Origin of the sequence: Sphingobacterium sp. UBA1498, assembly GCF_002325125.1 — a bacterium.
Taxonomy (GTDB): Bacteria; Bacteroidota; Bacteroidia; order Sphingobacteriales; family Sphingobacteriaceae; genus Sphingobacterium.
The window spans coordinates 29,227-48,686 of sequence record NZ_DCRG01000040.1; the positions used below are offsets into that span (position 1 = coordinate 29,227).

The window sequence follows — 19,460 nt, forward strand, 5'->3', positions numbered from 1 at the left end:
TATGTAGGTAATTATTTAGAACTTTTGTTAATCACAGCCTTGTATGGTGTCTTGTTAATAGCTTCCTTTATTTTTTCAGCATTGGTTTTATTAGCGTCATACCAAACGGTTAATAATCTTTTTTCTGTATTTGCCTCTAATTTCTCATAACCATCAACCTTTTTTAAGGAGTATTCTACAATAGCAATACAGCATGATTGCGTAAGTTTTTCAGAGTAATATTCTGTCTTTACAATCTTTTTCTGTAGTTGAGTTGATTTTACTTTCGCTTGTGCCATACCCATATAAGGGAGCATTAGGATTATTATAGTAAAAATCGCAATTGCCCACAAAAACACTTTTGATTTCATTATCTTACCTCCGGCACTTGTTTTATTATCTGGAACAACACAACAACTATTTTTAGCTGGCTTATAGGCTTTATAAAGATTATAAGCTATAGCAAAAAGGCTCACCGTAATCAAATAAGGCTTTATACTAATCAGAAAACTAAGTTGAGCTACGCCAATGCCTAATGCTCCAGCTAATGCTAATAAAGGAGTGACACAACAAGTAGATGCTAATAATGCGGCAAAGATACCACCGCTCGCTACGATAGATTTTTTCATTTTAGATTGTTTTGATTTATTATTAAATAGTCTTAAAAAATTATAAAAAAGCACAAATGATGGAGATAATCATATCTCCATCATTTGTTTTAGCCACAACAATTAGTTTGGGGTGGTTTACTCTCCTCCGTTTTTTCGTTTTGCTCCTTTTTCGCAGTTGTCTTCAACTGTTCGTCATTTGCTTTTTCTTCCTTTTTTGGACTGGGTGAGCAGCAACTATTATTTGAGGTTGACGTAAGTTTCTCCCAAAAACTCTTCTTTGTTTCTTTCATATTTTTTGGTTTAAGATTTTAATAGTTCAAATAAATTTTCCCCTTTTAATTCTGCTTGTTGCCATGGCACCAATACCATATGCCCAGCAGTGATCGAATGAACGTGTTTTATCCATCTTTGTTCGGTACTAGCTCTAGCTCTTAATAGTGGACTTTTTGTATCAGCATTACTCATGCTACTGTTTACAATCCACCAAGTATTTTCAATACCGGCTCTAGAAAGATCAGCTTTAAGCCTTTCAGCTTCGAAAACAGGTGTTGCTTCTGGTAGTGTCACAATAATTACTTCAGTTTCTTCCTTATCACGTAATCTTGGTAATAAACTTCGAACGGATTGCGGAATGTCACCTTGTGAACGTTCTACTTCTTTATGGTAGCTTTCTGTACTATCCAATAACAATAAGGTATGTCCTGTGGGAGCTGTATCAATAATAATAACTTCTTCGTTAGCCTTATTAACAATGTCTGCAAAAGCCCGAAAAACTGCAATTTCTTTGGTACATGGAGATTGAAGATCCTCTACTATATAAGCAATATCTTCTTCCGTTTTCCCATTCTTTTTTGCTTTATTAATGACCTCTAACTTATATTGTTCTAGCTCTCTTTCCGGATTAATATTGCTTGTAGTAAGATTATCAGTGGCCGATACGATGTATTTCAAGTGATCGGCAGGGTCTGTAGTGGTAAGATGCACTTTTTGACCTTTTGCGGCCAGACCGCTTGCTATAGTGGCAGCCATTGTTGATTTTCCAACACCACCTTTTCCCATTGTAAATACTACTCTTTTGTTAGTAGCATACAAGTACTCAACTAACTCATTTAATCTCTTGTAATCTTCAAATTTTTCTGAAGCATCCTCGACATTAATTTTGTCAGAAAAAAAGAAATTACGTAAACTATCTATTCCTGTCATATTGTAGGATCTTAATGGGACAAAGAAGTTTCTCAAATTTTCTAGTTCTTTTGGAGCTTCTTTTAAAGATAGAGTCTGTTTGTTGTAAAGTTCTTTCGCCAACTGATCATCGGATTCAGGTTTGTCCATCAATCCATTGATCACAACCCATTGATTGCTGATCTGTATTTCAGATAATTCTTGTGACGAGCGAGCAACTTCTTGTAAGGGTGTGTAATCTGGTCTGGATACAAGGATTATGGTTGTTTGATCAGAATCAGAAAGTCGATCTACAGCTTCTTTATACATAGCTTGCTTTTCTTTCATACCTGATAGCTGGCCTACATAATTATCTGTTGGGTTTTCGTGACTAATGAAATTGTCCCACGCAGACGGAAGTTCTAACATACGAAGCGTATGTCCTGTTGGTGCAGTATCGAAAAGAATGTAATCAAAAGCGTTCGATTTTTCCTTGCTTGTTATGATTTCAGAAAACTCATTAAAAGCTGCAATCTCTACCGTACAAGAACCTGAAAGTTGTTCTTCCATATTCTTTATCATCATTTCAGGCATCTTACCTCTGTAAGGGGCAATAATAGTCTCTCGATATTCTTTAGCAGCATCTTCAGGATTAAGATTGATGACTGTAAGATTTGGAATTTCCTTAACCACAACTCCTTTATTGTCTATATCTGTTTCAAATACGTCCTGCAAATTAGACGCTGGATCGGTACTTATTAGTAGCACTTTTTTACCACTGTCTGCCAAAGACACTGCTGTCGCACACGCTAATGAGGTTTTTCCTACACCACCTTTGCCTGTAAAAAACATGTATTTTGTAAATGCCAATTCTTCGGGCAAATAACCTTTCAATTGTTCTCTATTCATTATCTATTTATTTTAATGTTATTAATTAATGGTTTACTTCAATTCCAGACCATTTTTCAAGTTCAATAAGATTTGGATATTCTTTTGTCTTAACAACTACATCACTAATTACTGTAATAGGAAAAATATCCATTCCTTTGTCATTCAAAAAGTCGTCGATTCCTGGAACTTGGTTTAGTAGGTCAGGTTTTAATGCGGCATTTATGCGCAATAAGGTTACTCCATGCTTTTGGAGTTCCTTCGTATAAGTATCCAACTGCTTTAAGTCGGAATAGTGAGAAGGGTTCATAAGGCTGGTTGAACAACAACCTCCTAATTCAAAAATGATTATTTTATTTGCTTCCATATTGCTTGTTATTTTATATAGAAGTCGGAAGCAAAACAAAAAAGACACATTTTCATGTGTCTTTTTTGTTTTTTATATCAAGCATTATTTTTTAGTCTATGTTCTATATCCAAAAGAGGTTTACAAAAAGACTTTATTGTACAAGAAACAAATGCTCCTTGCTTATTATATACGATGTCGCAACAATCGGTAAATAGCTGATAAATTTTTTCTCTACCACGTTGTATTCGCATTTTTGTAGCTGAAAGTGATAAGTTTAGTTTTTGTGCAATTTCTTTTTGTGGAACTCCGTCAATATCACTCAATTTTAGTGGTAACGCATACTTCTCTGGTAATAAGTTAATAACTGCTAGCATTCCATCGCTAAAAACAGAAATATCTTTTGCTTCATCTTCTTTATCGTTAGGTTCTTCAATTTCATCCGATAATTGAATATTTAATTTAGCTTTTTCTCTAAAATGGTCTGCTATCACAAAACGTGTTGTTTGGTATAACCATGCCCTTACGTTTTCAATAATTGTGTTTTTTTTGTGTGCTTGGCATATTCTCAACATCACTTCTTGTACAATATCTTCTGCCAAAATTGGATCATGCACTCGTTTTAATGCATATAGGTAGATGGCATTATAAAAATCTGGGATTACCATATGTATATTACAACACTCTTTCATAATTTATTACTTTATATTATTTAAAGGGATATTGAATTCAAATTTTTGCTGATTATTTGTGAGACTGAATCAAATATGCTGTTACCTCTTTAACTGTTTCTCTAGCAGTTCTACCTACGCCTATTAATGTAGCGGAGGCAAAACCTGTCCAATTACCATAACCTACTAACCAGAGTCCAGGCATATCATCTACTGCTGTTCCGGAAGTGTGAATTATCCCATCTTCATACTTGATTTTTAAATTTTTTAAATGTTCTGTGGAAGGTCTAAAGCCTGTACACCAAACTATAGCATCAATTTTTTCGACTTCACCCGTTTCCCATTTAACCTCATCCTTTCCAATTGATAGTATTTTACCCTTGCTATATAAAACATTTCTCTTCCTAGCATCTATAACAGAGGGTATCATTACAATATCGGTTAAATTGTATTTTGGTATCTCCATATTAGAGGATTCCTTTAAGGAATTATATATACTAGTAGCAGTATCAAATAATACCCGTCCATCAACATCGTCAGGCAGAAAAGTTGGTTCGTCAATTGTCGACCATACTGTATTTGCGATAGTAGATATTTCAGAAAGCACTTGTGCCCCCGAATTACCACCACCAACAATCAAAACTTTTTTATTTTTGAAGATGTTTGGGCTTTTGTATTCGGCTGAATGTAGCTGAATACCTTGGAATTCATCACGTCCCTTGATTTTAGGAATATATGGTGCAGACCAAGTGCCGGTTGCCGATATAAGAGCATCTGTTAAATAGTCGCCTTTTGTGGTATGCAATAGAAAACCATTTTCTGTTTTCTCAACATCCAGAACTTTAGTGGATCTTATAACGGGTATGTCATATCTCTTTTCATAAGCATCCAAATATTGAATTGTTTCGTCACGAGAAGGGAATTTTCCAATTGATTCCGGCATAAACCATCCCGGTAATGAACTAAACTCCGCAGGTGAAAATAGGGTCAAAGAATCCCATCCGTGGAGCCAAGCGCCACCAGTTCGCTCCTGATCATCTAACAGCGTATAATTCAAATCTGTACGTCTAAGAAAATATGCGAGAGCCAACGCACTCTGACCTCCTCCAATTACTATTAAATCATATTTTTTCATATTGACTTATATAAATTAAACTTCCCTAAGCGTATATAAGAATCTAACGATAGTACTTTGTTTTAAGCCAAAGGCTTATTCGTACCAATAATATCAATACAGGCACTTCAACTAATGGGCCGATAACGCCTACAAAGGCTTGCGGAGAGTGAATACCAAAAATTGAAATTGCTACTGCTATTGCCAATTCAAAATTATTACCTGTTGCTGTAAATGAGATAGAGGCATTTTTATCGTAAGGAACCTTTAGGGATTTATTTATAAAAAAACTTACAAAAAACATCAGCACAAAATAAATTACTAAGGGTATTGCGACTTTGATAACATCCCCAGGCAATTCTAATATCTTATCTCCTTTAAGACTGAACATTAATATTATCGTAAACAATAAAGCATATAAGGTAATAGGAGATATTTTCGGTACAAATTTTCTATTAAACCATTCTATCCCTTTTGATTTCACCAATGTGTAACGGCTTATAAAACCTGCTAAGAATGGAATGCCTAAGTATACCAATATGCTTTCGCTTACGTCTTTGATTGATACACTTACGTTGAAGTTAGCCAATCCTAATTTGTTGGGTAAGACATTGATGAATAACCAAACTAATAAACTGTAAGATAGCACTTGAAAAATACTATTTAGGGCTACTAACATAGCTGTATATTCTCTGTTTGCTTTAGCTAAGTCACTCCAAACGATTACCATTGCGATGCACCTTGCCAAACCTATCAATATCAAGCCTGTCATATAATCGGGTTCGTTCCGTAAAAACAAAACTGCTAAACCGAACATCAGTACTGTGCCGATAACCCAATTTAGCAATAAGGATATACCGATTACTTTTTTATCCTTAAATGCCATAGGTAATAATGAATAATCAACCTTTGCCAATGGCGGGTACATCATCAGTATCAAACCTATTGCCAAAGGAATATTGGTCGTGCCTACGGATAAAGCATTTGTAACATTGGAAATGCTCGGAAAGAAATGCCCTAATCCTATTCCCGTCGCCATTGCAAGGAATATCCATAACGTTAGGTAACGGTCAAGAAATTTTAGTTTTGGTTGCATTGGTTATCGATTGATTTTTGAAAAGACATAAAACATTTCTGTGGCTATCTGCAAACTTCTTTCCGCATATACCTTTGATTGCTCCGGTTTGCCGTCTGAAATCTTAGGGTCTTCAAATGTGATAGGTATTCTCTTTTCTGCTCCTGCAATGAAAGGGCATCCCCCGTCTGCCTGCGAACAGGTCATAATAGCTATGAACGCTGATACAGGATTGAATGGGCTATCATATTTTTTAGAAAAGCCGATTACAGGCAAAGCATTATCATCATACTTTATGGCATATATGGGGTTATTGCTTTCAGCAATTTTAAAAATATTAAACCCTTGATTTGATAATGTTTCTGCTACTTTAGGAAATAAAGCGGTTTCTTCCGTACCACCCGAATAACAATGTATATTCGGAATATTAAAGTATGCAATTGCTACTTGTGCCCATATTTGGGCTAAATGGCTTCTTCGGGAGTTATGTGTACAAATAAAGTTAATCTGCACTGTTTTTTGGTGGGCGACTTTGGCTTGGATAAAGTCGACCAAAGGCTGAAGTATCTCTTTTCTTTTAGATGAAATATCCTTTGGCTCCAAAGCGTTAATAACACTTTGTATCTCTAAATAAATACTGTTTTTGCTCATTTTGCTTATTATTTAAGATGTATGGAAAGACCAGACTTACCATTAATTAAATGCTCTTTTAATTGCTGTTCGTCATTATAATCTCCACCGTTTTGGTATCTATATGGTAGTACAGGTGTATTTTCCAAGGTTGCGAGCCTATGTTCAAAAGCCATAATTTCCTTGTTCAATCGTTCCTCTGTTAAACCATGAACCTGATAGATTATATGTGGTGGGAGTACGCTAATTCCGAGATACCATAACATACCATGATGTATAGGGAACAATAAATCATCGATATATCCATTTATTCCCGTTTCTTGATACTGGGGTTCTCTACCACCGATGGTTATGGACAACATGGCTTTTTTTCCTTTCAGTGTGCCGTCCCCATAGCGATTTCCCCAATGCTTCCCTCCATATTTTCCTGTTCCATAAGCAAATCCACAGGCATAAACCCTATCAATCCATCCTTTAAGAATTGCTGGCATTCCGAACCACCAAAAGGGGAATTGGAATATTATAATGTCAGCCCAAAGTAGCTTTTCCTGTTCTTCCGCAATATCCGGCGACTGTGTACCCCCTTGAAATGCTTCAAGCGAGTTACTCATATAAGAAAGTCGCTCACCATGCGTATAATTTTGAAAATCGTTGCCATCAGCAACTGCTTTCCATTTCATGCCATACAAATCGGAGACAATGACATCGTGTCCCAAACCTTGTAGGTGGCTAATGGCTATATTTTTAAGCTCCGCATTTAAGGACTTCGGTTCAGGATGTGCATAAACGATAAAAACATTCATTATTCGTAATTTAAGATATTAACAACAACCACTATTGGGAGGGCAACAAGAAGAAGTTTGCGTTTCGCCCACATTGGCTTTCTGCTTTTGTACGGGGACACCGCAAGCATCCTGCGCCAAACATGCCGTGGTTTTATTTCTTAACACGAATGTTTTTCCATTAAAATCCAAGTCGTATTTTCCTATTGTTTCCGATTGATATTCTACCTCTATTTCGGCATCTTCAACACCTAATTTTTCTTCGGATAGTTTGATGATGTTTAACAGCTTAGTTGGTTTTAATCTGTGTTCAAAATCATTGGCATTCCATAATTGGAAGTTGACTACTTGCTCGTTTCTAATTGTTCCACCACAATCAATAAAGTGTTTGGTAACTACACCTACTTCTGTAACGTGGAAGTGTTCAGGAACAAAAGTTCCATTTTCTAATTGAAATTCAACATTGTCTAATGTTGGTAAGATGTTTTTGATTTCTGATAGCTTCATTGTTTTTATATTTATTATTATTATATACTGCATCGTAATATTACGATTGTTTTGGGCAAAAAAATTAGCAACATTTAAGTTTCAACTTATTGAAATAGAAGTTGAATTTTGGAAAGTAAACCAAGATATGTAACAGGCTTATTAAAACCGCTCCGAACAACAGGTTCACAGCAATGGCTCTAAAGGTATGAAAGCTCTCTACCTGCTGAAAGTTGTTGGCTAATGTAATTCCATTACTGTCAAGGTTTATTTTAATCACTAAGAATACTGCTATACTTGCGAAATGAAAACCGTTTACCAACAGGTGTATAATATATTCCCAACGTGGTAAGCCTCCCATAAATGAACGGCTGTCTTTCTCTGCATAAGCATCAATAACCAATGTGATAATATCGGCGACTACCAGTGCGATACCTAATAAAAACCACCTGTTATCTTCTATGTTTATAAACAGTGCTATGAGAATGCCTGTAAACAGAACGGCTCTGACGGTATGCGTAAGATGTTCAAATTTGCTTTCCTTATGCTCATACAAACGGTATTTGTATAAATGTAGAAATACACCGTCAAACAATGCCAATAATGAATAGGCTATGAGTAATACTATTGAAATTATAAAAGCTATTTCCATATGATTAACAACATTTTTGATTGGTTACAGTAAAGATAATTCTTGAGAAATACTCTTTCAAGACATTAAAAGTCGTTTCATTAATACAGTAGCAAATAGAATTACCCTCAATCTCTCCTTTTATCAGCCCTGCATTTTTCAATTCTTTTAAATGCTGTGAAATAGTAGATTGTGCCAATGGCAGTTCATCCACTATATCATTACATATACACGCATTTACTTTTAATAGATATTCTATAATAGCAATTCTTGCAGGATGCCCTAACGCTTTTGCGACTATCGCAATTTGGTTTTGTTCTTCTGTGAAATGGTCTGTTTTGCTTGCGCCCATTGTTCCGTTATTTAATATCGTAATATTACGATATAGATTTTAATCATACAAGAAATTTTTAAAAAAAATTATTCCTGTTGCACTAAATGTTGCAAATCGGGGTCGTTCTTTATCCGCTCCATTTCGCTTTCCACAATCTGCAAAACGTCCGTTTTGACCTGCCTGTAATTGTCTTCAATGACTTGCTTCATATTGTCGTTGCCGTGTTCATCGGTAAAGGATAATATCTGCGGTATCTTCTTATAGGCTTTGGTTTCGGCAGAAACCTTTTCGTTATCCACTACAATTTCAGCATGAAATATTTTCTGCTCGATACGCTCATCGAAGTTGTCCGATACTGCCCCGACAAATATACCCTGTGTGAGCGTGGATATTTTGGAAGCCGGAATAAGGCTGTCTAATTGGGTGGATATAGAAGTAGATTTGTCATTGCGGTTAATGGTGATGCTTTGCCGTTTCTGCAACACTTTCCCGAAGCGTTCACTTAGGTTTTTAGCTGTTTCGCCCACTACCTGACCGGAGAAAATATTGCCCACGGTATTTTGGATGACCTTGCTTTCCTTGTCGCCGTAATCCCTTATTAATTGCGAATAGTCTTGAAAACCCAAGCACACAGCCACCTTATTGCTACGTGCCGTTGCGATAAGATTATCCAAACCCCGAAAATATATCGTAGGCAACTCGTCTATGATAACGGAACTCTTTAACTTATCATTCTTATTGATAAGTTTTACAATCCTCGAATTGTACAATCCCAAAGCAGACGAATAGATATTTTGACGGTCGGGATTATTACCCACGCATAAGATTTTCGGTTCTTGGGGGTTGTTGATGTCCAGTGAAAAATCATCCCCCGTCATTACCCAATAAAGTTGTGGCGAAATCATGCGTGACAACGGAATTTTTGCCGATGCTATCTGCCCCTGCAACTGGTCTTGCGCTCCGCCCTGCCACGCATCCATGAAAGCCGATAGGTAGTTTTCCAGTTCGGGATATGAGGTCAATATCGTAAATACGTCTGCATATTTTTTATTCAGCAATTCAATAGCATGGGGAAACGTACAATACTTCCCGTTTTCATAGATTTTCAGAAACCAAATGATTGATGCAAGCAGTATAATTGGACTTTCCACGAAAAAATCTCCTTGCTTCAAAATCCAAGACCTGTTGAGGTTTAACATGATGGTATAAGAGGCTTCGTAAGCATCGGATATATCCGTCATAAAGGCAGGGCTTAGCGGATTGCATCGGTGGCTTCGGCGTGGGTCGTCAAAATTGATTACATAAAACTTAGGCGTTATCTTATACTTATCGGAGTGTTTCAGCAATTGGTTGTAGGCAATGGTGGAGAGGTCGTCAAACTTGAAATCGTAGATGTACATCGAAAAGCCCTTTTCGATGTGTTGCTTGATGTAGTTGTTTACGATGGCATACGATTTTCCTGAACCCGGAGTACCCAACACAATTGAGGCTCGAAAAGGATTGACTACGTTAATCCAGCCATTGTTCCATTTACCTTTGTAGTAAAACTTCGTGGGAAGATTAACCGAGTATTCGTTTTCCATCAACTTGGTTTCCTGCTGAAAACTTTCGTTCTCGTTGTTGAAAACATCGTCCATCAGGTTGTTGCGGAGTAGTCGGCTCATCCATATCCCTGCCATGAGCAAGGCTATATATCCCAAACTCGTTGTAAGGATGTAAAGCGATGTGGCAATCCCTGCCGACAGCTTTAGCAATGGTGTGTTCAGAAAAAACAGCACAAAGCCAATGGCTAAGGCGGTATAAATCTTAGCCCATGTTATCTTTTCATTCTTTACGCCCTTAGTACCGAGACAGCTTAACGCCAACAACAGCAAGGCAAAAATTTTGGTGTAAAGCGTGTGTGAAAAAAGCCCTGCGGTACGGTTGAAGTTGGTCAATATCTTACCAATAATTTCCAGTGTCCATCCACGTTCGGCAAAGAACCCGTAACAGAACCAATAAAAGTGCATCAGGACCAAAAGAATACTTACGGCACGCATAAAAGCCATGATTTTGGCTAATCCTCTCAAATCGTCTTCTCCTTGCATAACAAAAAATTTTAGTGATGCAGGGAATTTAGAGGCTATTTAAAAGCACTTATACAAAGGGGTGTCGGATGGCTTGTGGTGGCTTAGTTTGACAGTAAATTAAAAACCACAAAGACCAAGATGTTAATCCTGGTCTTTGATGGTCAAAAAAGCTATTGTTGTCTTCCATACCTTTTGCGTTTCTTCTTTTTCTTCATACGGTTGGCAAATGCCTGTTCCTCGTAGTCCTCGCCCTGCGCCTCCGGCAATAGCCCACCCAATCCATCTATCCATAAATCATCGGTCGGCTGTTCTTTATTTAGGAAGTTAAAAAGTGCGTGGGCTTCCTCTTTCTCTACGGCGGTGCTGTTACCTGCGGTCGATGGCTGATTTTGTGCATTTGTTTTTTCAGCTTCTTTGCGTTGCCCGACCGCCTGCTCATTCCACCAATCATTAAAGACATTAGCCGATAGTTTTTTGCCCAAAGCTGAACCGTTCCAAACGGTACGACTTTCGTGGTCGATAAAAGTCATACCATATATACGCCCCTCATCGTTGCGCCGTACCACGGTATTGATCCCCTGCTCCATCAGTTGCTTTTTAAAATCGGCTTCATCGGTGGCGGTGTGTATCGCCACTTCAATGGTACTTTTAAGGACGGCTCTTGTGGGGTCGGCTTTCATTTTCTCCTTAGTCTTTGCGAATTGGTTTTGCAGTTCGTCCAGTCCTGCCTGTTTGCCGAAAAGGGATGCCTTAAAAGGATTGCTCGCTTTTTCGCCCTGCTCGTTCAGTGCAAAATAGACAAGCCCGTTTTTCGGTAGCCCGTGCAGTTCCCCTTTGACTTCCTCTGCGGTGATATTGAAAAGTGAAAGCAAGGCATTGTATGCTCCGAAGCTTGCGTACCCGTAATACTTCGGCAGGTGTCGTACCACCGATGCGATTTGGCTCTTAACGTCTCCGGCTCTGTAATCCACCGGACGGAATACCTGTTCGTTTCCGGTACGCTGTTTTTCCGTTGCAGGTATGAGGTTATACGTTTGCTCCAAATCCCGACAGATTGCCATCGAACGGGGATGGTCGTAACTATCCGGTAACTTTTTGCCGTCCAATCCCACACACACCGTTACGATGTGGATATGGGTACGTTCAATATCGGTATGCTTAAAAACAACGTAAGGCTGATTGCCGTACCTCATACGTTCCATATATTCCTGCGCCATTTTCACGAATTGCCCATCGCTGACCCTATCCGCAGGATCAGGGTTCAGCGATATGTGGCGCACAGGTTTTTCGGTTTTGATATTTGCGGACAGATACGGCTCAAAACACTGGTGCAGGTAACTGGTCGAATAGGTATTATCCAATGTTTCCGGTATCCTGTTCAATAACAAAATCTGCCCCTTTTCCGTATCAATCTTCTGCTGGTTGTAGGAAATCGCACCGTACAAATTCTCACCCTTGCCAATCTTTGCTATCATTTTTTTATATTAATGTTTAATTCTCTAATTAGAAGATAGATTTTTGTAATTTGGTCTTCCTAACAAACAAAGTCAAGAAAACGATGATTAGACTAATTACCAGAGAAGATATACAACGTGTTAATGAATTGTATTTTGCTTTATTCAAATTAACTGCAGAAACAGAACCGTATTATCATAAGCCTACATATCAAAATGAGGATTTTTTGAAAAGCGTAATTGACCAACATAACGGGTTTGTAGGCTACGTTTATGAAAAAGACGATTTAATTGTCGGATTTGTAATCGCACAATTACAAGCCTCTCCACCTTATGAATGTTTTAATCAATTGAGTGCCGTTTACTTAATGGATATTGTTGTCGATGAACATTACAGAGGACACGGTATCGGTGCTAAACTGATAAAAAAAGTAAAAGACTGGGGTCTCCAAAATGAAGTAGACTATCTCGAATTATCGGTATTAGCTAAAAATGAAAAAGCGTATCAACTGTATCTACGAGAGGGATTTATTCCTTATAATATCTCTATGCGAAGTAAACTTAAATAAATTAATCATCTGTCAGTTTCTGCAAATCATCTTATCTGTATCTGTGTTTTTGCAGGTGTTCTTTTTCAAATTCCTGTGTTAGCTCAATCACTTTCCGGCACAATTCCGCCATTTCTGCCGTCTGTTTTTCCAGTTTAAAGAGGTAAGCCGATGCCTTTTTCTCCGAGAAATTGCGGTAAAGTATCTTCACAATTTGGTTGTAGTTCACGCCAACGGCTCTGAACTGGCTGTAAAAATTGGTCAGCCTCGTATGAAAATCGACTGCATCCATATCAATTTTTACGGTCTTGACTGGCTTCTGAAAGATGCAGGCTGTAATAAAATGTGCCATTACTTTCATTCCCGATTGCTCGAACAGCGTAAGGAAGTGTGCATTTTCCATGTCGTTGAGACTAATCGAATAACGGTGGATGGCAGGGTCTTTCTTAGGCTTGCGACCAGCTTTGTTTGTTCGGTTTCTTCTGTTGTCTTCCATATCTAAATCCATTAATAACCGAGCTTTAGCGAGCTCAACTTTAGTTAATTATCATAAACCCCGACTTCGGAGCGGTTTTCAGCCCCCTGCAAGGGCAAGTGGTTTTGAGATGCGGAATTTATTTCGAGCATCTCAAAACATAACTTGCTCTGTTCGGGTGAACAGAAAATCCGCCCTACGGGTCGGATTGGGTAAAGCGGAAAAAAACGGCTTTGTGCCGTTCCGCCAATAGTTTCCATTCTCCAATGACTTTTCCATTCACCTCTTGAATTTAAGCCTTTACAAAGTAAGGGTAGCTTTTCCAAAGCATTGCCCTATTACTCCCGACCAAACATTGCCAACAAATGCCCCAAACTACCGCATTAAAAGAGTGCATCGGAATAACCTGCTTCTTTGTGCTATCAGTCACGCAAGCCTGTTTGCAGGCATTCGCTCCCGATGGCAATGCTGAATGACGGAGCGCAGGATTGCAGGAAAGCCGGAACGCATGACGGCATTCCAAACGGCAGGCAGACCGGACGGCATGAACGCTATCCGGTAGCCATTCCATCGGGCAGGACGACAGGCAAGCCATCGGTCTTGCCTGTATGGAAGCCGGAATGACGGCACGGCTGACTGAATGGATGACGGCAAGCCGGACAGACGGCATTGTATCAAGACCGCCGGAGAGCGTGCAGGGATGACAGCCCCGTTCCATGCAGGACGGCAGGCAGTCCACGGAAATAGAAACTTAAAAATAGAATAGAAATGGAAGCAACAAACAGGACAAAATTCATTGCTTTTTCAAGCCAAAAAGGAGGCGTTGGAAAAAGCACGTTTACAACCGTTACGGCAAGCATACTCCATTACCAAATGGGTTATAACGTAGCCGTCTTTGACTGCGATTACCCACAGCACAGCATCTGTCAGATGCGAGAACGGGATTTGAAAGCGGTCATGCAGAACGAGATATTGAAAAAACTGGCACACCGCCAATTCTCGACCATCAACAAGAAAGCCTATCCGGTATTGCAAAGTAGGGCCGACAATGCCCTAACGGATGCGGAAGCATTTATACAGTCCTCGGCTGTTCCCGTGGATATGGTCTTCTTCGACTTGACGGGCACGGTGAACACTTTGGGCTTACTGAATACACTGGCAGGAATGCACCATATCTTTTCGCCCATCACGGCAGACCGTGTGGTTATGGAAAGTACATTGAGCTTTACCGATGTGCTGACCAACGTCCTTATGAAACACGGGCAGACCTCCATCGAAACCATAAGGCTGTTTTGGAACATGGTCGATGGCAGGGAAAAATCGCACCTGTACGAAATCTACGGCAATGTCATTAAGGAGGTCGGACTGCAAGCGATGGAAACACGTATTTCCGACAGCAAGCGTTTCCGCAAGGAAAGTGAAGCAACGGCAAAGACCGTCTTCCGCTCCACGCTGTTACCTCCCGATAAAAGATTGATGAAAACCTCCGGCTTGGATTTGTTCATCAATGAATTTCTAAGAACCGTCAAATTTTAACTGCTATGGACAACGAAAACAAGAAAAAGCCGAATGCCCCGATTGACGAGGCATATCTCATGTCCATTATGGCAGGTGAAACAAAGAAGCCCCAACAGGCGGTAGCCCCCCAAGAGCCGAGCGCAGAGCCGACAAAGGAAACCATTACGGAAAAGCCCGTAACCAAAGAGCGTACCCGACAAAAAAGGGCTTCCGGCACAGGCTATGGTGAGCGTTTTCTCAACAGCCATACCATGACACGCCGTGGCGATAAGAGCATCTACATCCGGCAGGAATACCACGAACGGCTTTCCCGTATCGTGCAGGTTATCGGCGAGGATAAGATACCCCTATATGCCTATTTGGACAATATTCTCGAACATCATTTTGAACAGTTCGAGAAAGCCATCACCGATGATTTCAACAATAAGTTTAAACCCATTTTTTAAAATATTCGATTATGAAAAAGGAACAGCAAAACCAACCTAAAAAGGTACTGCAAATTGCCCGATATAAGTCAGCTTTTTTAAGACCGACCGGTGTTGTAGCACGGTGCGGAAAGTCGGTATATATCTGCCCGGACTTCCACAAGAAACTATCCCGTATCGTCTGTATTCTCGGAGAGGGAGATATTACGCTTACCGATTACCTGCACAGTGTATTGAAACACCACTTTGAGGATTTCGGCGAGGAAATAAATACAATCCATGCCCGAAACCAAAAGCCAATCTTATAGCTATGGAAACATTGATTGTAATATGCCTTATCATCGTCATTATCCTTTTGCTGAAAGATAAGGTGGTCATCCATAAGAACGTCCGCAAGGAGTTAAAGCCGGAAAAGGAAAGCCCCGACCTGCCGGATATTATGGGTCTTCCCAAGCCCGTGGAACGCCACACCTTGCCACTGAATGCCACAAAGAGCCAATCGGGCGAACGTGACGGGATAGCTGATAATTTTGGAACAGAAACCTACGGGATAGGTTTTGGATTGGAAAATCCGCAGATTGAGGGTGAGCCGGATGAAGTTTTCGGGAGTATGTCCGATTTTGAAAATGAGGAAGACGAATGGGATGAATACGGGTTTGAGGACAGCGACAATGAGTTTGCCACAGGGGTTACCTTTGATGAACTGACGACCGTGGGGGCATGGTTGGAGCAAGAGGCACCAGAGCCTGCCCTGCAACAGAAAGCGGTGGATATAGTTCAGCGATTACATGGAACGGAATTGTTCGGTCTGCTCGAAAACTCAATGGAGGGGGCTTCACGGAAGATTGCAGAATTGTTGGATAAGAGCCTCTCCGCCGGAACGGATTTCAGTTCTCCCGATTTGCGGAAAAGTGATTTGGAGGGTTTTGATATTGGGGAGTTTGTCTGACACAGAATTATTTTAATAGAGCCTGAAATTTAGCTTTTCAGGCTCTATTTATTTTTACATTCACTTTGCCAACTTCAATATCCTATACGCTCCCCTTGCTACAACGACAAATACAATCACTCCGATAATCAAATCAGGATAACTGGAATTAAGCCAATTGACCAAAAGACCTGCGACAATAACGCCCGAATTAATAATAACATCGTTTGACGTAAAAATCATTGAAGCCTGCATGTGTGCTTCTTTACTTTTGTTCTTTTGCAATAGGTAAAGACAAAGTACGTTAGCTATCAGCGCCAAAATAGAAACAATAATCATTGTTTTGAAATCGGGCATCGTTTCTATTCCGATAAAACGTCTGATAACTTCAACGAAACCGATAACCGCTAATAGAATTTGAAAGTAACCTGCAAATTTGGCAATGTTGTTTTTCCTTAAAATCGTCCCCCCAACAGCAAACAAAGCCAATGCGTAAACAATACTGTCGGCAAGCATATCCAAGCTGTCTGCTACCAACCCCATTGAATTGGAAAAAATACCGAACAGCATTTCTAATCCAAAGAAAAGGAAGTTAATAATCAGTACAGCCCAAAGTAGTTTTCGTTGGTTATTGTGTGTATCTGTTTCAATAACTGCGTTATTTTCTTCGGTGGAAAGTAATGTTGTATTCAGGTTCAGTGCTTCCAAAGCCGAAAAAATCGGCTCTGGGTTTCCACTATGATAAACATTCAATTTTCTATTAGGAATATCAAAATCTAATGACTTTACCGTATCGAAATTTTGCAATTTCATACGAATTAATTGCTCTTCACTTGGGCAATCCATTTTAGTTATATTAAATATCGTTTTATTCATGTTTTTAAAGTCTAAATTTTATCCCTCCGTTAATTACAAATCCGTCCAATGGTGCATAGATGTCTTTAAAAACAGGGTTGGTTATCGTTCCTGTATAAATGTTGTCAAAACGTGTCTGTCTTGTATCAAGGAAATTTTCAAAGTTGATGTACAAAGAAAATCTTTCCCAAATCTTTTCAGCCATAAAGCCACACATCCAATACTCTTTTCCTGCTGTCCCGTCGTTCAGCTTTTGCGGACTGAAATAATAGGCTTCCAAACCAATCTTCCATTCGTCTTCTATTTCATACATCAATACAGAATTAACCCGATGTTTTGGGGTTAGCGGATTGTCGGTAGTTATTCCGTTTTCAATCAAGCGGGTATCGGTAAAGGTGTAGCCCAAAAACAGTTTCAAATCGTCATAGCCGATTTTGATATTAGTTTCTGTTCCTTTGGTATGGATGTAGCCGGAGGAGTTGATAAATTGATAAGTGTTTGCCGCTATATTTTGAAGTAACAAAGGATTATCCAAATAGGTGTAAAAGAATAAATGATTGATGCTAAAAGTCCAGTCATCACTAATATTAGTACGATAGTTGATGTCTGCATTTGCTCCGTAACTTCTTTCTAATTTATTGGTATTATCGTCAATAGGCATTACGTTTTGATATTGTATGCGTTCGCTTTCTTCGGTAAAAATGGTTGGTGTTTTGTAGCCAAATCCACCCCCGATACGTGAAGTCAATCCGTTTGCAATCTGAAACAATGCCGAAACTCTTGGTAAAAAAACTGCTCCGTAATCGACCACATAATCCGTTCTTAAACCCGCTTCCATTTGAAGCCAATCCGTAGCCTCAAAAGAATTTTGCACAAAAGCGCCAAAAGTCGTCTGGGTGTAATCCCTCATCGGAAATGTGGTCATCTGTTTTTCCTTAAAATTGTCCGTCCAAAGATTAACACCTGTCACCCATTCCGATTTTTCTTTGCTGTGGGTATAACTTGCTTCTGTAAAAGTCGCCGTTTGTGTTCCCTCAAACTCGTAATTGGGAATAGCTGTATTGCGGTTAAAATAACTTACGCTATTTTTTACTTGTATAAAACTGTTTTCATTTACCGTATGGTCAAAAACAAATTGAGTAGAATAACGCTGTGTTTTGTTTTCTTCAAAATATTGATGTGTATTATCTCCTTTGCCTTTGATGTACAGCATATCGCCACCCAAACGGTTTTCAATGGTGGTGTTAATGCCAAAGTTCATTTTTGTTCTATCATTGAAGTAAACAAATAATTTAGGGTTCAGCACATACCTTTCAAATTGGGGGATGGCAGAAAGTCCGATTTTTGCAGGGTCGTAAGCTACGTTACGATTGTGTGAAGCAAATATGGTTGTTCCAATTTTATTGAATTTTTGTCCGTAAAAACCATTGATGTCTAAACCTCTACCTGATGTCCCATTTAAATGAAAACGCAAATCCCTCTCTTCTGTCGGTGTCTTGGAAATTAGATTGACCAAACCTGCTATTGCTCCACCACCGTACAGCGTGGAAGTTGAACCCTTAATAAGTTCAACTTGCTTTAAGTCAAGTGGTGGAATTTGCAACAAACCTAACCCACTCGAAGCACCCGAATAAATCGGAAAACCGTCTTTTAAGATTTGCGTATATCGTCCGTCAAGTCCTTGGATACGAATACTTGCATTGGCACTTGTGGGCGATGTCGTTTGCACATGAATACCTGTACTTTCACTCAAAAGCATACGGATGTCACCGGCTTTCATGTTGCCTTTTTCATCCAATTCCTCACCACCAATAAATTCAATACGTGTAGGGATATTTTGGATGGTTCTCGTGCTTCTTGTGGATGAAATGACAACTTCCTCCAATTGTTCGGAACTATCATCGAGTAGGATTTCAACAACACTGGTGTCCGTTAACGGAAATTGAAAATTATCGATGCGTTCATTAAAACCGATATAGCTAAAATGTATTGATTGCAGTCCGTTGGGAATATCTAATAAAGTGATTTGTCCGTTTTCATTAGATGTTGTTGCAATTGCAGTTCCTGTAATCTGTACGGTTACTCCCATTAAAGGCTCTTTTTTTTCGCTGTCTTTAATTACAGCTTTGAATGTGTTTTGTGCAAATGCACAAAAACCGAGTGCCATAAAAAATGACACAATTAATATTCTTTTCATTGAAAAAATAATGATTAAATGAATGATTGCGGTGCTATGCACCGCAAGTAATAAACTGTGCTGAAAGCACTACATATTACACAAGCTGTGGGGGATGCCAAACAGAAAAGGGGAAGTCTGAAACAGGTGATGCTATTATTCTGCTTATTTTCATTTCAGGTTGCTTGACAACGTGTGGAATTGAAAAATGAAGTAAAGTTACTACAAACCCTGTACACGTTTTGCAAGTGAAAAAAGGCGAGCAACATTCTTTATCACAATCATCTTCATTCTGTTCTTGGTT

23 protein-coding genes are annotated in these 19,460 nt (G+C 39.1%); 5 read left to right on the top strand and 18 right to left on the bottom strand.

Going from position 1 to position 19,460, the window contains the following annotated elements:
- Positions 1-11: 11 nt before the first annotated feature.
- The 14 genes from B3139_RS20880 to mobB form a co-directional block, all read right to left on the bottom strand.
- On the bottom strand, positions 12-608 hold the full coding sequence (locus B3139_RS20880; RefSeq protein ID WP_293885527.1) for a mercuric transporter MerT family protein: 597 nt from the start codon (positions 606-608) through the stop codon (positions 12-14).
- 89 nt (positions 609-697) lie between these two features.
- The gene (locus B3139_RS20885) at positions 698-880 is read right to left on the bottom strand and encodes a hypothetical protein (protein ID WP_293885529.1); all 183 of its coding nucleotides are present in this window, start codon (positions 878-880) and stop codon (positions 698-700) included.
- 10 nt (positions 881-890) lie between these two features.
- Positions 891-2,660: an arsenical pump-driving ATPase gene (gene arsA, locus B3139_RS20890; RefSeq protein WP_293885531.1), complete on the bottom strand. Its 1,770-nt coding sequence runs from the start codon at positions 2,658-2,660 to the stop codon at positions 891-893.
- Positions 2,661-2,685: 25 nt separating this feature from the next.
- Positions 2,686-3,006 carry an arsenic metallochaperone ArsD family protein gene (locus B3139_RS20895; RefSeq protein WP_047378335.1) on the bottom strand — a complete coding sequence of 107 codons (321 nt, stop codon included), beginning with the start codon at positions 3,004-3,006 and terminating at the stop codon, positions 2,686-2,688.
- Positions 3,007-3,083: 77 nt separating this feature from the next.
- Positions 3,084-3,677: a sigma-70 family RNA polymerase sigma factor gene (locus B3139_RS20900; RefSeq protein ID WP_293885535.1), complete on the bottom strand. Its 594-nt coding sequence runs from the start codon at positions 3,675-3,677 to the stop codon at positions 3,084-3,086.
- 52 nt (positions 3,678-3,729) lie between these two features.
- Positions 3,730-4,791, bottom strand: coding sequence for an ArsO family NAD(P)H-dependent flavin-containing monooxygenase (locus B3139_RS20905; RefSeq protein ID WP_293885536.1), 1,062 nt, complete (start codon positions 4,789-4,791; stop codon positions 3,730-3,732).
- Positions 4,792-4,834: 43 nt separating this feature from the next.
- The gene (arsB, locus tag B3139_RS20910; protein ID WP_293885538.1) at positions 4,835-5,866 is read right to left on the bottom strand and encodes an ACR3 family arsenite efflux transporter; all 1,032 of its coding nucleotides are present in this window, start codon (positions 5,864-5,866) and stop codon (positions 4,835-4,837) included.
- A gap of 3 nt (positions 5,867-5,869) precedes the next feature.
- Positions 5,870-6,496 (bottom strand): low molecular weight phosphatase family protein, encoded by a 627-nt coding sequence (locus B3139_RS20915; RefSeq protein WP_293885540.1) that lies wholly within the window; start codon positions 6,494-6,496, stop codon positions 5,870-5,872.
- An 8-nt stretch (positions 6,497-6,504) separates the two neighbouring features.
- Complete coding sequence (locus tag B3139_RS20920) at positions 6,505-7,278, bottom strand: NAD(P)H-dependent oxidoreductase (protein ID WP_293885542.1); 774 nt, start codon at positions 7,276-7,278, stop codon at positions 6,505-6,507.
- Positions 7,279-7,296: 18 nt separating this feature from the next.
- Positions 7,297-7,764, bottom strand: coding sequence for a DUF6428 family protein (locus tag B3139_RS20925; protein ID WP_293885543.1), 468 nt, complete (start codon positions 7,762-7,764; stop codon positions 7,297-7,299).
- Positions 7,765-7,828: 64 nt separating this feature from the next.
- The gene (locus B3139_RS20930) at positions 7,829-8,395 is read right to left on the bottom strand and encodes a hypothetical protein (RefSeq protein WP_293885544.1); all 567 of its coding nucleotides are present in this window, start codon (positions 8,393-8,395) and stop codon (positions 7,829-7,831) included.
- Positions 8,396-8,399: 4 nt separating this feature from the next.
- The gene (locus tag B3139_RS20935) at positions 8,400-8,726 is read right to left on the bottom strand and encodes an ArsR/SmtB family transcription factor (RefSeq protein WP_227694330.1); all 327 of its coding nucleotides are present in this window, start codon (positions 8,724-8,726) and stop codon (positions 8,400-8,402) included.
- Between the two features lie 68 nt (positions 8,727-8,794).
- On the bottom strand, positions 8,795-10,795 hold the full coding sequence (gene mobC, locus B3139_RS20940; RefSeq protein WP_293885548.1) for a conjugal transfer protein MobC: 2,001 nt from the start codon (positions 10,793-10,795) through the stop codon (positions 8,795-8,797).
- A gap of 152 nt (positions 10,796-10,947) precedes the next feature.
- Entirely contained in the window at positions 10,948-12,252 is a 1,305-nt protein-coding gene (mobB, locus tag B3139_RS20945; protein WP_293885550.1) for a conjugal transfer protein MobB, read from the bottom strand.
- An 83-nt stretch (positions 12,253-12,335) separates the two neighbouring features.
- On the opposite strand from mobB, the gene B3139_RS20950 reads away from it, so the two are divergent.
- Positions 12,336-12,800, top strand: a complete 465-nt coding sequence (locus tag B3139_RS20950; protein ID WP_293885552.1) for a GNAT family N-acetyltransferase — start codon at positions 12,336-12,338, stop codon at positions 12,798-12,800.
- A 31-nt stretch (positions 12,801-12,831) separates the two neighbouring features.
- Here B3139_RS20950 and mobA read toward each other — a convergent pair whose 3' ends face one another.
- A complete protein-coding gene (gene mobA / locus B3139_RS20955; RefSeq protein WP_293885702.1) occupies positions 12,832-13,275 on the bottom strand; it encodes a conjugal transfer protein MobA in 444 nt (147 codons plus the stop codon).
- A gap of 271 nt (positions 13,276-13,546) precedes the next feature.
- Positions 13,547-13,924, bottom strand: a complete 378-nt coding sequence (locus B3139_RS20960; protein WP_293885553.1) for a hypothetical protein — start codon at positions 13,922-13,924, stop codon at positions 13,547-13,549.
- A 98-nt stretch (positions 13,925-14,022) separates the two neighbouring features.
- On the opposite strand from B3139_RS20960, the gene B3139_RS20965 reads away from it, so the two are divergent.
- From B3139_RS20965 to B3139_RS20980, 4 genes are read left to right on the top strand one after another with little or no spacing between them, the layout of a single operon-like run.
- Complete coding sequence (locus B3139_RS20965; RefSeq protein WP_293885555.1) at positions 14,023-14,790, top strand: ParA family protein; 768 nt, start codon at positions 14,023-14,025, stop codon at positions 14,788-14,790.
- A gap of 5 nt (positions 14,791-14,795) precedes the next feature.
- Positions 14,796-15,218: a DUF3408 domain-containing protein gene (locus tag B3139_RS20970; protein ID WP_099372164.1), complete on the top strand. Its 423-nt coding sequence runs from the start codon at positions 14,796-14,798 to the stop codon at positions 15,216-15,218.
- A gap of 11 nt (positions 15,219-15,229) precedes the next feature.
- On the top strand, positions 15,230-15,505 hold the full coding sequence (locus B3139_RS20975; protein ID WP_293885560.1) for a DUF3408 domain-containing protein: 276 nt from the start codon (positions 15,230-15,232) through the stop codon (positions 15,503-15,505).
- Between the two features lie 2 nt (positions 15,506-15,507).
- Entirely contained in the window at positions 15,508-16,146 is a 639-nt protein-coding gene (locus tag B3139_RS20980; RefSeq protein ID WP_099372166.1) for a conjugal transfer protein TraD, read from the top strand.
- Positions 16,147-16,206: 60 nt separating this feature from the next.
- On the opposite strand, the gene B3139_RS20985 is transcribed toward B3139_RS20980, so the two are convergent.
- On the bottom strand, positions 16,207-17,001 hold the full coding sequence (locus B3139_RS20985) for a cation transporter (protein ID WP_099372167.1): 795 nt from the start codon (positions 16,999-17,001) through the stop codon (positions 16,207-16,209).
- Between the two features lie 4 nt (positions 17,002-17,005).
- The gene (locus B3139_RS20990; RefSeq protein WP_099372168.1) at positions 17,006-19,177 is read right to left on the bottom strand and encodes a TonB-dependent receptor; all 2,172 of its coding nucleotides are present in this window, start codon (positions 19,175-19,177) and stop codon (positions 17,006-17,008) included.
- Between the last annotated feature and the right edge of the window lie 283 nt (positions 19,178-19,460).

Coding starts and splice junctions, on each gene's coding strand:
- B3139_RS20880 (WP_293885527.1), bottom strand. CDS start 608: ATGAAAAAATCTATCGTAGCGAGCGGTGGTATCTTTGCCGCATTATTA.
- B3139_RS20885 (WP_293885529.1), bottom strand. CDS start 880: ATGAAAGAAACAAAGAAGAGTTTTTGGGAGAAACTTACGTCAACCTCA.
- arsA (WP_293885531.1), bottom strand. CDS start 2,660: ATGAATAGAGAACAATTGAAAGGTTATTTGCCCGAAGAATTGGCATTT.
- B3139_RS20895 (WP_047378335.1), bottom strand. CDS start 3,006: ATGGAAGCAAATAAAATAATCATTTTTGAATTAGGAGGTTGTTGTTCA.
- B3139_RS20900 (WP_293885535.1), bottom strand. CDS start 3,677: ATGAAAGAGTGTTGTAATATACATATGGTAATCCCAGATTTTTATAAT.
- B3139_RS20905 (WP_293885536.1), bottom strand. CDS start 4,791: ATGAAAAAATATGATTTAATAGTAATTGGAGGAGGTCAGAGTGCGTTG.
- arsB (WP_293885538.1), bottom strand. CDS start 5,866: ATGCAACCAAAACTAAAATTTCTTGACCGTTACCTAACGTTATGGATA.
- B3139_RS20915 (WP_293885540.1), bottom strand. CDS start 6,496: ATGAGCAAAAACAGTATTTATTTAGAGATACAAAGTGTTATTAACGCT.
- B3139_RS20920 (WP_293885542.1), bottom strand. CDS start 7,278: ATGAATGTTTTTATCGTTTATGCACATCCTGAACCGAAGTCCTTAAAT.
- B3139_RS20925 (WP_293885543.1), bottom strand. CDS start 7,764: ATGAAGCTATCAGAAATCAAAAACATCTTACCAACATTAGACAATGTT.
- B3139_RS20930 (WP_293885544.1), bottom strand. CDS start 8,395: ATGGAAATAGCTTTTATAATTTCAATAGTATTACTCATAGCCTATTCA.
- B3139_RS20935 (WP_227694330.1), bottom strand. CDS start 8,726: ATGGGCGCAAGCAAAACAGACCATTTCACAGAAGAACAAAACCAAATT.
- mobC (WP_293885548.1), bottom strand. CDS start 10,795: ATGCAAGGAGAAGACGATTTGAGAGGATTAGCCAAAATCATGGCTTTT.
- mobB (WP_293885550.1), bottom strand. CDS start 12,252: ATGATAGCAAAGATTGGCAAGGGTGAGAATTTGTACGGTGCGATTTCC.
- B3139_RS20950 (WP_293885552.1), top strand. CDS start 12,336: ATGATTAGACTAATTACCAGAGAAGATATACAACGTGTTAATGAATTG.
- mobA (WP_293885702.1), bottom strand. CDS start 13,275: ATGGAAGACAACAGAAGAAACCGAACAAACAAAGCTGGTCGCAAGCCT.
- B3139_RS20960 (WP_293885553.1), bottom strand. CDS start 13,924: ATGCCGTCTGTCCGGCTTGCCGTCATCCATTCAGTCAGCCGTGCCGTC.
- B3139_RS20965 (WP_293885555.1), top strand. CDS start 14,023: ATGGAAGCAACAAACAGGACAAAATTCATTGCTTTTTCAAGCCAAAAA.
- B3139_RS20970 (WP_099372164.1), top strand. CDS start 14,796: ATGGACAACGAAAACAAGAAAAAGCCGAATGCCCCGATTGACGAGGCA.
- B3139_RS20975 (WP_293885560.1), top strand. CDS start 15,230: ATGAAAAAGGAACAGCAAAACCAACCTAAAAAGGTACTGCAAATTGCC.
- B3139_RS20980 (WP_099372166.1), top strand. CDS start 15,508: ATGGAAACATTGATTGTAATATGCCTTATCATCGTCATTATCCTTTTG.
- B3139_RS20985 (WP_099372167.1), bottom strand. CDS start 17,001: ATGAATAAAACGATATTTAATATAACTAAAATGGATTGCCCAAGTGAA.
- B3139_RS20990 (WP_099372168.1), bottom strand. CDS start 19,177: ATGAAAAGAATATTAATTGTGTCATTTTTTATGGCACTCGGTTTTTGT.